Source organism: Sinimarinibacterium arenosum (assembly GCF_005047655.1).
Classification (GTDB): domain Bacteria; phylum Pseudomonadota; class Gammaproteobacteria; order Nevskiales; family Nevskiaceae; genus Solimonas.
Window position 1 is genome coordinate 172,282 of the sequence record NZ_SUKF01000004.1, and the last position, 14,664, is coordinate 186,945.

The 14,664-nt window shown below is 63.6% G+C and carries 10 protein-coding genes; 6 read left to right on the forward strand and 4 right to left on the reverse strand.

The window, feature by feature from the left end:
• Positions 1–7 precede the first annotated feature (7 nt).
• Positions 8–1,219 (reverse strand): porin, encoded by a 1,212-nt coding sequence (locus E4T66_RS09845; RefSeq protein ID WP_169577556.1) that lies wholly within the window; start codon positions 1,217–1,219, stop codon positions 8–10.
• 163 nt (positions 1,220–1,382) lie between these two features.
• Between E4T66_RS09845 and E4T66_RS21710 the strand changes: the two genes are divergently transcribed.
• Positions 1,383–1,502 carry a BON domain-containing protein gene (locus E4T66_RS21710; protein WP_248679600.1) on the forward strand — a complete coding sequence of 40 codons (120 nt, stop codon included), beginning with the start codon at positions 1,383–1,385 and terminating at the stop codon, positions 1,500–1,502.
• Between the two features lie 390 nt (positions 1,503–1,892).
• On the forward strand, positions 1,893–2,405 hold the full coding sequence (locus tag E4T66_RS09855; protein ID WP_136848860.1) for an outer membrane lipoprotein: 513 nt from the start codon (positions 1,893–1,895) through the stop codon (positions 2,403–2,405).
• A 644-nt stretch (positions 2,406–3,049) separates the two neighbouring features.
• On the opposite strand, the gene E4T66_RS09860 is transcribed toward E4T66_RS09855, so the two are convergent.
• The 3 genes from E4T66_RS09860 to ftsH form a co-directional block, all read right to left on the reverse strand.
• Positions 3,050–5,386 carry a Tex family protein gene (locus E4T66_RS09860; protein WP_136848861.1) on the reverse strand — a complete coding sequence of 779 codons (2,337 nt, stop codon included), beginning with the start codon at positions 5,384–5,386 and terminating at the stop codon, positions 3,050–3,052.
• A gap of 98 nt (positions 5,387–5,484) precedes the next feature.
• The gene (locus tag E4T66_RS09865) at positions 5,485–5,670 is read right to left on the reverse strand and encodes a hypothetical protein (protein ID WP_136848862.1); all 186 of its coding nucleotides are present in this window, start codon (positions 5,668–5,670) and stop codon (positions 5,485–5,487) included.
• A gap of 50 nt (positions 5,671–5,720) precedes the next feature.
• Positions 5,721–7,562, reverse strand: coding sequence for an ATP-dependent zinc metalloprotease FtsH (gene ftsH, locus E4T66_RS09870; protein WP_136848863.1), 1,842 nt, complete (start codon positions 7,560–7,562; stop codon positions 5,721–5,723).
• 586 nt (positions 7,563–8,148) lie between these two features.
• Between ftsH and glgC the strand changes: the two genes are divergently transcribed.
• The 4 genes from glgC to glgB are packed head-to-tail and all read left to right on the forward strand — an operon-like array spanning position 8,149 to position 14,639.
• Complete coding sequence (glgC, locus tag E4T66_RS09875; protein ID WP_136849086.1) at positions 8,149–9,414, forward strand: glucose-1-phosphate adenylyltransferase; 1,266 nt, start codon at positions 8,149–8,151, stop codon at positions 9,412–9,414.
• Positions 9,404–11,074, forward strand: a complete 1,671-nt coding sequence (locus tag E4T66_RS09880; protein ID WP_136848864.1) for a glycoside hydrolase family 57 protein — start codon at positions 9,404–9,406, stop codon at positions 11,072–11,074. The genes glgC and E4T66_RS09880 overlap by 11 nt, the downstream gene beginning before the upstream one ends.
• Positions 11,074–12,426 carry a 4-alpha-glucanotransferase gene (malQ, locus tag E4T66_RS09885; protein ID WP_136848865.1) on the forward strand — a complete coding sequence of 451 codons (1,353 nt, stop codon included), beginning with the start codon at positions 11,074–11,076 and terminating at the stop codon, positions 12,424–12,426. The genes E4T66_RS09880 and malQ overlap by 1 nt, the downstream gene beginning before the upstream one ends.
• A gap of 14 nt (positions 12,427–12,440) precedes the next feature.
• Complete coding sequence (gene glgB, locus E4T66_RS09890) at positions 12,441–14,639, forward strand: 1,4-alpha-glucan branching protein GlgB (RefSeq protein ID WP_211242873.1); 2,199 nt, start codon at positions 12,441–12,443, stop codon at positions 14,637–14,639.
• The last annotated feature ends 25 nt before the right edge of the window (positions 14,640–14,664 follow it).

The window sequence follows — 14,664 nt, forward strand, 5'->3', positions numbered from 1 at the left end:
CATCACCTCAGAACACGAAATCGAGAGTAAGGCTGAGCACGCAGACATTGCCGCCCCGGCGGAAATCCGCTTGCTCATTGATCAGGACTCCGCGCGATCCGTCATCCAGATCCAGATAGTCGAACTGTCCCTTCAGTGCGACACCGGGAGCGAAGTCCCAGCGCGCACCCGCGGCGATGCTGCGCTGCTGCGGGCGGTCACTCAGCAAGCCGTTGAGCGTGGCATTGAGTTCCTGGGCCTGTGGCGCGCTCAGACCCGGATCCGAGGTGTTGCTGGTGACCACGCGGCGAGCCAGCACGACATACGGAGTCACCGATGCAAAGTGATACCCGGTGGTGAGATACCAGCCGCGGCTGCTGGAGAGAAAGGAGTGGCTCCGGGTGCGGCCCCACTCACCCGTCAGGAACCCGGCGCCGGCGTCATACGACGCGCCGACAGCCAGCACCTTGAAGGCCTTGTCATCGAGCTCATACCGATCGGCGATCGCGACGCCCTCGGGTCCAAAGGACCGGAACCCATCGAACAGCGGCCTGAGCTCCAGGCTCAGGCGGTACTCGCTGTAGCTGGCAAACAGACTGACGGGGCCACGCGCCAGGGTATTGGCCAGCGTGAAGCCGTCCCGGGCCTTGACCTCCCTGTCGTCCGGCAAATCGATGTCCGTGCCGCCAAAAGTGACCTGCAATCTGTTGTTGAGGCCATGGCCACGCGCCGTGTAAGCGACATCGACGCCGTCGATATTGGTCACCGGCACCAACCCGTATACCTCCAGTGGCGGACGCACCCAGGTATTGGCGTAGCCCACCTTGCGGTGCTGCGAGGCCATGAAGGTGGGCAGAACCATGCGACCAACGCGGACCGTCAGGTCTGGCGTGACCGCGTAACCAAGGTTGGCCCATTCGACAGTCGGTGTGTAGCTTCCATCGTGTCGCTGCTCCACGATGATCTGTACGACACCGGTGTGCCGTGGCGCGAAATTGGCGGTGAGCTGCAGTCCGAGCCGGCTGTCCACCCGGGCGCTGACATCGGCGCTGTAGCCGGCGCCTTCGCTCACAAAGGGCTCAGACACGAAATCCGCCTGATCCTCATTCGAATGGACCGCACCGACCGTGCCGAATCCGTCGAAGCTCAGAGCCGGCGTGTCCGGATCTTCGGCCCATCCTGGCGTGGCCTGCAGCAGCAGGACCATCAGCGCACCGGTGACGCCCGCTTTGCCCATCATCGAATGTCCATGTGGGGGCTTGACGCAGTATGCCCCAAAGCCGCGGCGGCGATCAGTTGGCCGGCAATCAAACGCCGCTGCCCGCAGCCAGCAACGAAGTGCGGACCTTTACCGCCGCCGCGGCAGCGGATGCGTCAATGCCGCGGCGTCCGATTTTCTTCACGTGCGGCTGTCGGGTTTCGTCGACTCGCAGTGGCAGATCGACAAGGCCGTGCAGGTCGCGTCCGCGACCAATGGCGTGCGCAAGGTGAAGAACGACCTGATCCACAAGCCGCCGCAGTAGGCAGTAGAGCGACAAAGAACGCCCATTCGTGCGTTACCGAACAGCCCGAGCTGCCCGGTGAGCGTAGCGTACATCTGGTAGCAAGCTGCTCCCTCGAAACCGCATCTCTCCTCCATTGAGCGCCAGCCACTTCCCCCCGGATTCTGGCCGCTCTTCGCGGATTCGAGATTGACCCGTAAGTGCCCAGACCTGGCCTTGCGGGTTTCTCTTTGGTGTCGTTCGCGCAGCGCTTGCGCCAACACCGATCATCTTCGGGTATCGATTCCATCGCCGGGAACACCGCTTCACACACCGGCGCCAAGCTGCGCGACTTTCTCTAAGTGCCATAGCGTACAGACGCCAACAGCAGCGGCGCGCAGCATCGGTTCTCAGCACTCGCCAGGAATCACCATGAACAACGAATCAACTTTCCGGTACGCACGTGTGCAAACCGGACTCAGACTGCCGGCCGCACTGCTGGTCCTGGCTGCAATGAATGCCTGCAGCGGCAACGCTGACGCCGACCGCTCCGACGACACCACGACGTTGCGCGCGGTCGCTGCCGCGCAGGTACCCGTGGCGCCCCGCAAGTGCAACGACTGCGGTACCGTGAGCGCAATCGAAACGCTCAAGGTCAAGGGTGACGCCAGCGGCGCAGGCGCAGTCACAGGCGCGCTGGTAGGCGGCGTCATCGGCCATCAGATCGGCGGGGGCCGCGGCAATGACGTCGCAACCGCAGCCGGTGTGATCGGCGGCGCGATCACCGGTCACCAGATCGAGCGGCGTATCAACGGCGAAGAGTACTACCGAGTAAGCGTTGCGATGGAAGCCGGAGATTCCCGCACGCTGGACATCGCAGCACTCAACGGCATCAGCGTCGGCAGCAAGGTGCGCGTGGTCGGCCAGGATCTGCAGCTCCTCTAAACAGTACGGCACGGCCACCGGCCATGCTGATTCAGGAGAACCTTCATGCATGCCGAATCGATGGCAGCAAGGTCCGACGTCGCCCCAAATAGACACGACGCCCGGTCAACGCCGATATGGCCGTTGCACCCGGCGTGGCGTGCGCACGATTCATAGCTTCCTCTCTGACATCGAAGATCTGGTCAAATCAATTGCCTCGCTGACGGGCGATCATCTGGGGCGCACCTGAATCCCGCAAGTCGCGAAACTGCGAAGTGCCGGGATGGTTACAGCGCATGACAGTAGCGGCTGACGCGCACGCTGTCGGTGTGGCTCACGTGAACGTCGGGTTGCCCGCCACACTCAAGCGGACGGCGGGCCGACTCAGCTCAGCTCAGCTCGACCGGACCATCATCATCGTTGGCAACAAAGCGCCAACGCCTGCGGCCCCATCCGTAAATGTGGTCAGTGGATGCCGATCGATGGCAGTCAACTGCTTTTGAAGCCGCAGGCGCTGATGGGACCTGCGGTGGGTCCATGCGCTTCTCGCCGGAATTGAAGAAACCGGCACACAGGAACAGGAATGAGATTACCCAAGCGGGTGACCAAGCGTGCCAAACGGGTGCGTCGCCGCAACCATCGACAACGCTCGATGGCGCTCACCGTCAGCGCTTCTTGAGTACCTCGGCCAGCGCGGCACCCAATGCACCCTGCACCGGCGGCTTTGACTGCTGCAACTGCCGCTGCCCGCGCGGCTTGTCCTTGCCCGCGCGCGCATCGCGCGGCACGCCGCCGTCCCGCGCTGGCGGCGGGCGCGTGCCGTCATCCTTGCGCATGCTCAGCGCGATGCGCTGACGCTTGAGGTCGACGTCGACCACACGGACCTTGACGATGTCACCTGCCTTGACGACGTCGTGTGGGTTCTTGACGAAGCGATCGGCCAGCTGCGACACGTGGACCAGGCCATCCTGATGCACGCCAATGTCGACGAACGCGCCAAAGGCCGCGACGTTGGTCACCGTACCCTCCAGCATCATCCCCGGCTTCAGGTCAGCGACTTCGTTGACGCCCTCGGCAAAGCTGGCCGTGCGGAATTCTGGACGCGGATCGCGGCCGGGCTTCTCCAGCTCCGACAGGATGTCGCGCACAGTCGGCAATCCGAACTTTTCGTCGGCGAACTGGCGCGGGTCGAGCTGCTTCAGCGCCGCGCTGTCGCCCATCAGGCTGCGCAGCTCACGACCGCAGGCCTGAATGATGCGTTGCGCAACACCGTACGCCTCGGGATGGACCGCAGAGGCGTCGAGCGGCTCGTCGCCGTCCGGAATCCGCAGAAAGCCCGCACACTGTTCGAAAGTCTTGGGCCCCAGACGCGGCACTTCGAGCAGCTGGCGACGGTTCAGGAAGCGGCCATTCGCATCGCGATAGACCACGATCGAATCGGCCAGCGACCCGCCCAGACCGGATACACGTGCAAGCAGAGACGCCGAAGCGGTATTCAAATCCACGCCAACCGCATTGACCGCATCCTCGACGACCGCATCGAGCGTGCGTGCCAAGCGATATTGATCAACGTCATGCTGGTACTGACCCACGCCAATCGACTTCGGATCGATCTTGACCAGCTCAGCCAAGGGATCCTGCAGGCGCCGCGCGATCGAGACCGCACCGCGCAGCGACACGTCCAGATTGGGAAATTCGGCCGCGGCGGCCTCCGAAGCCGAGTACACCGACGCACCAGCCTCACTGACGATGACCTTCACAGGTCGCGGCTCGGGCAGCGCTGACAGCAGCTCCGCCACCAGACTTTCGGTCTCGCGGCTGGCAGTGCCGTTGCCGATAGCGATCAGCTCGACTTTATGCGTGCGAATCAGCCGCGAGAGCTCGACCTGTGCCCCGCGCACATCATTGCGCGGCTGGAACGGATAGACCGTCGCGGTTTCGAGCAGCTTGCCGGTACCATCGGTGACGGCCACTTTCACGCCGGTACGAATACCGGGATCCAGACCCATGGTCGCACGCGATCCGGCCGGCGCCGCCAGCAGCAAATCCTTCAGGTTGCGCGCAAACACCTCGATCGCCTCAAGTTCGGCGCGCTGACGCAGCTCGGTCATCAGGTCTACGGACAGGTGCGTCGACAGCTTTACGCGCCAGGCCCAGCGCGCCGCATCCATCAGCCAGGCGTCGGCCGCGCCACCATCAGGCCGCGCATCGATCGCCTGCGCAACCATGCGCTCGACCGGCTTGTAGGCCGAGACGTCCTCGGCATCCACTTCAAGATCCAGCATCAGGAACTCTTCGTTGCGTCCACGCATCATCGCCAGCGCACGGTGCCCGGCAACTGCGGACCAACGCTCGTGATGGTCGAAGTAATCGGAATACTTGGCACCCGCCGTTTCCTTGCCTTCCCAGACCTTCGACCGCAGCACTGCGTGCGTACGCAGATACGTGCGCAGCCGACCGAGCAGATCAGCATTCTCGGCGAGGCGTTCGGTGAGAATGTCGCGCGCACCCTCCAGCGCAGCTTTTTCGTCAGCAACCTTCTCGCCGAGATACCCCGCGGCGAGCTGCGCCGGCACCGCATTGCGATCGGCCAACATCGCATCCAGCAGCGGCTCCAGGCCGTTTTCTCGCGCAATTTCCCCTCGCGTGCGCCGCTTGGGCTTGTACGGCAGATACAGATCTTCGACTTCGGCCTTGGTGGTGGCGCCGAGCAACCTGCCCTCCAGGGCTTCGTCCAGCTTGCCCTGCGCGCGGATCGACTCGATCACCGCTGCACGGCGATCCTCCAGCTCACGGAGATATCCCAGGCGCTCTTCCAGCTTACGCAACTGCGTGTCGTCGAGGCCGCCGGTGATTTCCTTGCGGTAACGCGCAATGAACGGAACGGTCGCACCCTCGTCGAGCAAGGCCACCGCAGCATTGACCTGCCGCGGCTCTGCGCTGATTTCACCCGCGATAATGTCCGCAATCTGCCGCGCGATGCGCTCGTCGCCAACGCTCATTCAAGACCCGCCCACTTCAAAAAGGGCGGCGACGATAACCCGCACTGCCGCAACTGCCAATCTGGCATCAGGCGCGCAGATATGCTGGGGTCCAGTGTCTAATGGCCGCCGTATCTCGATGCGGCCTCATAGTGCGGCAGGCCCAGCTCGGACATCGTGCTTTCAAACGCGGCCAGATGCTCACGAATCAGCGCGGCGGTCGCCACCGGCTCCGGCACGACATCGCCTTCACGCTTCTCGCACAGCATCAGATACATGCGTACCGCGACTTCATGTTTGGTCATATCAATTGCATGCCGGTTCTTTCATTACTCATGCAGAGGCCGTCCACTGGTCACTGATCCCCGCCCGGCGTCGGCGCAACCTTCACCTCAGGCACCTGCAGAAAATCCTTCAACTCGGCCTCCGTCAGGGTTTCCTGTTCCAGCAGACGCGCTGCCGCGCGATCGATCATCTGCCGATGGCTGCGCACGATGTCCAGCGCCTTGTGAAACGCCGCGTCAATAAGGTCGTGCACGGCCTCGTCGATACGCTGCGCGGTCGCCTCGCTGTAATGACGCTCCGCGGCCTGTGGCACACCCAGCAACGACTGCGCCTGCTCCTCGTAGGTCACGGGTCCGAGCGCCGGAATCATGCCAAAGCGCGTGACCATGCTGCGTGCGATATCGGTCGCCTTGGACAGATCGTCGGCTGCACCGGTCGAGAGCTGATCGAATACCGCATGCTCTGCCGCACGTCCGCCAAGCAGGACCGCCATCTTGTCCTCCAGCTCGGTCCGCGTCATCAGATAGCGATCCTCGGTCGGCCGCTGGATCGTGTAGCCCAGTGCGCCGATACCCCGCGGGATGATCGAGACCTTGTGCACCACATCCGTCGTCTGCAGAGTCAGTGCGACAAAGGCATGGCCCAGTTCGTGAAACGCAACCACCTCGCGCTCATGCGGGTTCAGCAGGCGATTGCGCTTCTCCAGACCGGCGACGATGCGCTCGACCGCCCGGGTGAAATCCTCAAGGGTGACCTCAGAACCTCTGCGCCGGGTCGCCAGTAGCGCCGCTTCGTTGACCAGATTGGCCAGATCCGCGCCAGAAAACCCCGGTGTCAGCGCAGCGATCTGCTCGGGACTCATGTCTGCGCCGAGCTGAATTTTCTTCAAATGCACCCGCAGGATCTGCGCCCGTCCAATCTTGTCAGGCCGGTCAACCAGCACCTGACGATCGAAACGCCCGGCCCGCAGCAGCGCCGGGTCGAGGATTTCCGGACGATTGGTCGCCGCCAGCAGCACCAGCCCCTGCCCCGAATCGAAGCCATCAAGCTCGGACAGCAGCTGATTCAGCGTCTGTTCCTTTTCATCGTGCCCGCCGCCCATCGGGAACGCGCCGCGCGCACGGCCCAAGGCGTCGAGTTCATCGATAAAGATAATTGCGGGCGCAGTCTGGCGCGCCTGTGCAAACAGATCGCGGACACGCGCAGCGCCGACGCCGACAAACATCTCCACGAATTCGGAGCCGTTGATCGAGAAAAAAGGCACGCCGGCCTCGCCTGCCACGGCGCGTGCCAGCAGCGTCTTGCCGGTGCCCGGCGGCCCCACCAACAGCACGCCCTTGGGCAGTCGTGCGCCCAGCCGGCCATATTGCTGGGGGTCCTTCAGGAAATTGACGATCTCCTGCAGTTCGACCTTGGCCTCATCGACACCGGCAACATCGGCGAAGGTGACCTGGGTATCCGTTTCGACGTAGACCTTGGCTTTGCTCTGGCCGATCGACATCAGGCCTCCACCAAAGCCTTGTTTGTCGGCCATGCGCCTGAACACGAACATCCACAGCAGATAGAACAGCGCCAACGGCACCAGCCAGGACAGCAATGCCGGAATGAATCGATTCTCGGCGACCGCGTAGTAGCGCACACCGGCCGGTGACAGTTCCGACACCAGGGCCGGATCGACCCGCTGGGTCACGACCTGCCGCACACCGTCGGCGCGGGCCTGGGTCAGGGTGCCACGCAAGGTATCGGTGCTGATCGCCACTTCCTCGAACCGCCCTTCCTTGAGCAGTTGAGCAAATTCACTGTACGGCACCGAAACCACCTGCTTTGCACTGCTGAGGTAGGACTGCAGCAGCAGAACTCCGAGGATTGCAGCGATGGCGTAGGTCAGGTTGAAGCGATGCTTGGGGTGCATGAACCTGGCTCGTGAAGTCCGAATTGCCGCAATGCCTGCTGGCCGTCATGCGCAGGCAATGCGATTGCGTGAGGATTGTGCCTTTCCGACCGGCCGCCGACATTGATACGTATCAATGGTGCGCTTCACGCAAAGCTTGATATGTGTCAATGCGCGATGGCATGGCGGTTGCACATTATTTATGACATTGGCGGCCCCAGCGAGCAGTTGTCCATGAATCAAAGAGCCCTACTGGCATCGAGTGGACCCGAACGTCCGACGACGATGCAAAGACCTGATAACCCGACCCGCCGGCGCTGGGACATCCTGCGTCAGCAGCTTGCCGAGAATCACGAACCTTGCTTCAGCACCGACAAACGCCATAGCTGCGCAGAAGAGTGCCGCTGGCGTTCTGAATGTCAGGGGCTGCGCGCGGAGTGGCGGCGCTGATCGATTGCCGCATTGCCGAATGGCAATGAGATTGGCGTTTGATCGGGCGTCGGGGAGAGAACCTCGCGCGCTGTAGCGCTTTCCGAAATGCAGATGCCATGCGACCGGATCGACAATTCCGGCACTATCGCCCAGGGAGACATTCGCAGTGAAACCGATCAATCCACCCCAGCGCTTCGTCAGTCTCCTGACCAAGGACACACTGGCGCTGGTACTGGCCGGAGGGCGCGGCACGCGACTGGGCGCGCTGACCAGTCACCGCGTGAAGCCTGCGGTGCCTTTCGGCGGCAAATACCGCCTGATCGATTTCCCGCTGTCCAATTGCATGAACTCGGGCATTCGCCGGGTTGGCGTGATGACCCAGTACAAGTCGCACTCACTGCTGGCGCATCTGAACGATGCCTGGGGTTTCCTGCGTCGCGAATTCAACGAGTTTGTGGAGATCATGCCGGCGCAGCAGCGCACCGGACCCGGTTGGTACGAAGGCACGGCCGATGCGGTGTACCAGAATCTCGACATCATCCGCGCGCACGCGCCGCAGTTCGTGCTGGTCCTCGGCGGCGACCACGTCTACAAGATGGACTACGGCACGATGCTCGGCTTTCACGTCGAGCGCGGCGCCGACGTCACCATCGGCTGCATCGAAGTTCCGCTGGCTGAAGCGCGCGAGTTCGGCGTCATGCAGGTCGACGCGGCAGGTCGCGTCGAGCAGTTCCAGGAAAAGCCGTCGGAGCCCGCTCCGATCCCCGGCAAGCCGGACAGCGCGCTGGCCTCAATGGGTATCTATGTCTTCGATACCGACTTTCTGCTAGATGCGCTGATGGCCGATCGCGAGATGCCCGGTTCCAGCCACGATTTCGGCAAGGATGTACTTCCGACCGCACTGGCCGAAGGCCGCTCGGTATTCGCGTTTCCGTTTCGCGATCTCAAGGGCAACACGCTGGGGTACTGGCGCGATGTCGGCAATCTCGATGCTTACTGGCACGCCAACCTGGAGTTGATCGACGTCACGCCGCCGCTGGACATTTACGACAACAACTGGCCGATCTGGACCCACCAAGTCCAGGCCCCTCCCGCCAAGTTCGTATTCAACGACGCGGACCGCCGTGGCATGGCGATCGATTCGATGATTGCCGGCGGTTGCATCGTCTCCGGCGCCCGCGTTCATCGCAGCCTGCTGTTTCCTTTCGTCCACGTCGATGAACGCAGCACGCTGGACGAATGCGTCGTTCTGCCCAGGACTCACATCGGAACCGGATGCCATATCCGTCGCGCGGTCATCGAGACCGGGTGTCGCATCCCGGCCGGCGAGATGATCGGCTTTGATCTGGCGCGTGACGCCAAACGCTTCGAAATGAGTCCCGAAGGCGTCTTGCTGGTCACCCCGGAGATGTTGCGCCAGGAGCTCCCGTATGTCCGCTGACGCCGATCCAGCACGCGCGCGCGTTGTCCTGTGCTGGCACATGCACCAGCCGGAATACCGGATCCACGGCATCCCGCAATTGCCCTGGACCTATCTGCACGGGTTCCGCGCTTACACCGACATGGCATCGCACCTGGAGGCAGTTCCCGAGGCGCGCGCGGTCGTGAACTTCTCACCGGTGCTGCTGGACCAGCTGATCGACGTCGCCGCGCAAAGTCAGGCTGCGCTGAACGGCACCCCGCCGAGCGAACCGCTGATGGCGGCACTGATCACGCTGCCCTCCGCGATCGAAGCCCGCGTACGATTGCTCGCCGCGTGTATCCGCACACACTCCCGTAACGCCCAGGACCGCCACAGCGACTATGCGCACCTGGCGCAAGAAGCCAAGACCGCACTGGCCGGCGGGGCCGACGCTGTCGCAGCGCTGCCGGACGCATTCCTGGCGGATCTGCTGGTCTGGTATCACCTGGTCTGGCTCGGCGAGAGCGTGCGTACACGCGACCCGCGCGCCATGGCGCTGATCAACCAGCGTCGGGGCTATACCCCGATTCACCGGCGTCAGCTGCTGGAACTGGTGGCGGAGCTGCTCTCGACGCTGCTGCCGCGCTATCGTGCATTGTCCGAGGCCGGCCAGATCGAACTGGCCATGAGCCCCTACTACCACCCGCTGCTGCCGTTGTTGCTGGACTTCACCAGTGCGCGGGAAAGCGCGCCAGACACGCCCCTGCCCGAAGGACAGTATCCCGACGGACTGGCGCGTGCGCGCTGGCATCTGAGAACCGCGCGCGATCGTTTCGAAGCGGTGTTCGGCGTACGTCCCCGCGGCTGCTGGCCGTCCGAAGCCGCGGTCTCGCAGGGCACAATCGATCTGCTGCACGAGCAGGGTTTCGACTGGTGCGCCACCAGCCAGTCGGTGCAGAACGCCACCCTGCATCGCCACGGCGAACAGCTGCTGGACGCGCATTCCTGTACCTACCGGCTGCGCGGCAATCACCTGATCTGTTTCTTCCGCGACGACGGCCTGTCGGACCGCATCGGCTTCGTCTACAAGGACTGGCAGCCGCGCGATGCGGTCGCCGATCTGGTCCATCAGATCGAGCAGCTGTCGAAACATCGTAATGGCCGCACCGTCGTATTGGCGCTCGATGGCGAGAATCCCTGGGAGTACTACCCGGAAAACGGCATCGAATTCATCCGCGGCCTGTACGAAGCATTGGCGAAGCACCCGAAGCTGCGTCTGGCAACCTTCGCCCAGTGTCTCGATGAGGGGCTGAGCGACGTTCCGGAGCTACCGACGGTGGTCGCCGGCAGCTGGGTCCATGGACAGCTGCTGACCTGGGTCGGCCACGCCGAAAAGAATCGCGCGTGGAACTTGCTGATGGACGCCAAGCGCTGCTACGACACCCATGCCGACGTGGTTGATGAATCGCTGCAGCACGCGCTCGGCGCCTGCGAGGGATCGGACTGGTTCTGGTGGCCCGGCGCGTACAACGACGAGGCGCCGGTCGCCGACTTTGACCACCTGTTCCGCAGTCATCTGCGCGCGCTGTATGCGCGCCTCGGAGAAGCCGCCCCCGCCGAACTGGATGTGCCGTTCGCCAGCGTCAGCACCGATCCATCCGCGTCGTCGGCGCTCGGCGCCATGCTACCGAGCCGCTGATGGCAGGCTGGATCAGACGGTCGGCCGGCGTTCTGCTGCATCCCAGCTCACTCCCGTCCGGACGCATCGACGCCGACGCCGAACGCTTTGCCGACTGGGCCGCCGAGGCGGGATTCCATATCTGGCAGATGCTGCCGGTGGGCGCACTGGACGATCACGGTTCACCCTATCAGCCGGATTCAGCCTACGCCGGCAATGCCGCGCTATTTGATCACCTGCCGTTGCCGACCGCCGCGCAGGTCGACGCCTACGTCGACGCCAACCGCGACTGGTTGCCGGACTACGCCCTGTTCGTTGCGCTGCAACGCCGCCACGGCAGTGCGAACTGGACCCGCTGGCCGGACGCTCTGCGCATGCGCGACCCCGCAGCGCTTGGCGCCGCGCGCGACGCGCTGAGCGGCGACATTGCCGAGGTCCAGGCGGCACAGTGCCGCTTCGATCTCGGCTGGGCCGCATTCAAGCGCGGCGTCAACGCACGCGGCATCCTGCTGTTCGGTGACGTCCCGCTGTTTCTGGCGCATCACAGTGCCGACGTCTGGATGCATCCCGACCTGTTCGAGATCGACGCCGACGGCGCACCCGGCGCCTCGATGGGCGTGCCGCCCGATGCGTTTTCGGACGAAGGTCAGTGGTGGGGATATCCGCCCTATCGCTGGGACGCGATGGCAGCCCAGGGCTATCGCTGGTGGCGACGGCGCTTCGAACTGCAGGCGCGCCGCTTCGATCTGATCCGCATTGATCATTTCCGGGGCCTGATTGCCTTCTGGCGCATTCCCCGCGGTGCGGAGACGGCACGCGATGGTCAATGGACGCCCGGCCCCGGCCGCGCCTGCATCGACGTTCTGCACGACGCGCTGCACGGCACACAACTGGTCGCGGAGGATCTGGGCTATATCACCGAAGATGTTTTTGCCGCACGCAAGGCGCTGGGTATCCCCGGCATGCGCGTACTGCAGTTTGCATTCGACGGCGATCCGCACAACCCGCACCTGCCGGCAAACCACGAAGCCGAAACCGTCTGCTACACCGGCACCCATGACAACGACACCACGCTGGGCTGGTGGAATGCGTTGACCGAAGACGCCCGCGCCTATATTGCGAAGGTGCTCGGCGAATCCAGACCGCAAATGCCGCAGGCGCTGGTGCGATATGCGTGGTCGTCGCCGGCACCGCTGAGCATCGTGCCGCTGCAGGATCTGCTGGGTCTGGACGGCTCCGCCCGCATGAACCGCCCCGGCACCACCGGCGGCAATTGGTCCTGGCGTTTCGACTGGAATCAGTTTGCGCCGGATCTGGCTGCACAGTTGCGGCAACAGCTGTCACAGTATGGGCGAGCTGCAGACGCCCGATGACCCGAAAAACAACAATGAATGATGCCGTCGCACGTAGCAGTGGTGACCGTGCGGCCGCCGCCGCGTTGAACGCAGCACGCCATCCCGATCCATTCGGATATCTCGGCCGCCACGCGGATCAGGATGCCGGCGATGCACCAACACAGGTCGTGCGTGCCTATCTGCCCAGCGCAAAAACAGTGCGCATTGCTCCAGCAGGGATCCCGCTGAAACGAGTCCGTGGAACCGACCTGTTCATCGGCAGTGCCCCGGGCGAACAGATTCCCCAACACTATCGGCTGATCTGGACCGATTCCGACGATCGCGAACATCACCTCCTTGATCCCTACAGCTTCGGCAGTGCGATCAGCGAATTCGACCGTCAGGTGTTCGCCGAAGGCGGTCATTGGCACGCCTACCGCTTTCTCGGCGCGCACCATCGCAACCACGAAGGCCATGACGGTGTGGTTTTTTCGACCTGGGCGCCGGGCGCCCAGCGCGTCAGCGTCGTTGGCGACTTCAATCACTGGGACGGTCGCCGCCACCCGATGCGACGTCACCCCGGGGGCATCTGGGACCTGTTCATCCCGGAACTGCCGCCCGGCACGCTGTACAAGTTCGAACTCTGTCACGCCGACGGCAGCATTGGGCTGAAGGCTGATCCCTACGCGCAGCAGTCCGAACTGCGTCCGAAGACGGCGTCCGTGGTCACTCCGCCCACGACGCATCAGTGGCGGGACCAGGACTGGATGCACCGTCGCGGCGAGCACGACTGGCTGCACGCGCCAATGTCGATCTACGAGGTGCATCTGGGTTCCTGGCAGCGTGACACTGACGGACATTGGCTGGATTACGCCAGCCTGGCGCAGCGGCTGCTGCCCCATGTGCGTGACGCCGGGTTCACCCACATCGAACTGCTGCCGGTGATGGAGCACCCGTTCGACGGATCCTGGGGCTATCAGACGCTGGGTTACTTTGCCCCCACGGCTCGCTTCGGCGACCCTGACGGGTTTCGCGCCTTTGTCGACACCTTTCATCAGGCCGGGATCGGCGTGCTGCTGGACTGGACTCCGGCGCACTTCCCCTCCGACCCGCATGGCCTGGCGTCGTTTGACGGCACTGCACTGTATGAGCACGCCGATCCGCGACGGGGCTATCACCCGGACTGGAACACACTGATCTACGACTACGGCCGGCCGGAGGTGCGCAACTTCCTGCTGGCCTCTGCGCTGTACTGGCTCGACGAGTTCCACTGCGACGGCCTGCGCGTCGATGCCGTGGCGTCGATGCTGTATCTGGACTATTCCCGCGAACCGGGACAGTGGCTGCCCAATGCCCATGGCGGCCGCGAGAATCTCGATGCAATCGCGTTTCTGCAGCAGCTCAACGCGGTTGCGCACGAACAGCATCCTGGCGCTGTGATCATCGCCGAGGAATCCACCGCCTGGCCGATGGTGACCAAGCCGACCTGGGTTGGCGGCCTCGGCTTCTCGATGAAGTGGAACATGGGCTGGATGCACGATTCGCTCGATTATCTGGAGATCGATCCGGTCTACCGGCAGTACCGACACGATCGTCTGACCTTCGGCCTGCTGTACGCACACAGCGAGAACTTCGTACTGCCGCTGTCGCATGACGAGGTCGTGCATGGCAAGCGATCGCTGCTGGAGAAAATGCACGGCGACGACTGGCGCAAGTTCGCGCAGCTGCGTCTGCTGTACGCGTATCAATGGACCTATCCAGGCAAGAAGCTGCTGTTCATGGGCCAGGAGTTCGCGCAGCGTCGCGAGTGGGATCACGATCGCGCACTGGACTGGAGCCTCCTCGATCAGCCGCCTCATCGCGGCGTGCTGAATCTGGTATCGGATCTGAACCGCGCATATCGCGAACTGCCGGCCCTGCATCACAGCGAATTCGACGGCAGCGGCTTCGAATGGATCGACTGCCATGACAACGCACAGTCGGTACTCAGTTATCTGCGTCGAGACGGGAACCGTTTCGTCATCGTGATCCTGAACTTCACGCCGGTTCCCCGTCACGGCTATCGCATCGGCGTACCAACGAGCGGCGCTTATCGCGAGCGCCTGAACACCGACGCCGCCTGCTATGGCGGCTCGAACATCGGCAATCTCGGCACGGTCCATGCTGAAGCCAAACCCTGGATGCAGCGCAGTCACAGCCTGGAACTGACGCTGCCGCCGTTGGCTGCACTGATCCTGGAGCCGGTGACATGACAGCCGTTGCGCGACCGCTTGGCAC

Coding starts and splice junctions, on each gene's coding strand:
- E4T66_RS09845 (WP_169577556.1), bottom strand. CDS start 1,219: ATGATGGGCAAAGCGGGCGTCACCGGTGCGCTGATGGTCCTGCTGCTG.
- E4T66_RS09855 (WP_136848860.1), top strand. CDS start 1,893: ATGAACAACGAATCAACTTTCCGGTACGCACGTGTGCAAACCGGACTC.
- E4T66_RS09860 (WP_136848861.1), bottom strand. CDS start 5,386: ATGAGCGTTGGCGACGAGCGCATCGCGCGGCAGATTGCGGACATTATC.
- E4T66_RS09865 (WP_136848862.1), bottom strand. CDS start 5,670: ATGACCAAACATGAAGTCGCGGTACGCATGTATCTGATGCTGTGCGAG.
- ftsH (WP_136848863.1), bottom strand. CDS start 7,562: ATGCACCCCAAGCATCGCTTCAACCTGACCTACGCCATCGCTGCAATC.
- E4T66_RS09880 (WP_136848864.1), top strand. CDS start 9,404: ATGTCCGCTGACGCCGATCCAGCACGCGCGCGCGTTGTCCTGTGCTGG.
- malQ (WP_136848865.1), top strand. CDS start 11,074: ATGGCAGGCTGGATCAGACGGTCGGCCGGCGTTCTGCTGCATCCCAGC.
- glgB (WP_211242873.1), top strand. CDS start 12,441: ATGAATGATGCCGTCGCACGTAGCAGTGGTGACCGTGCGGCCGCCGCC.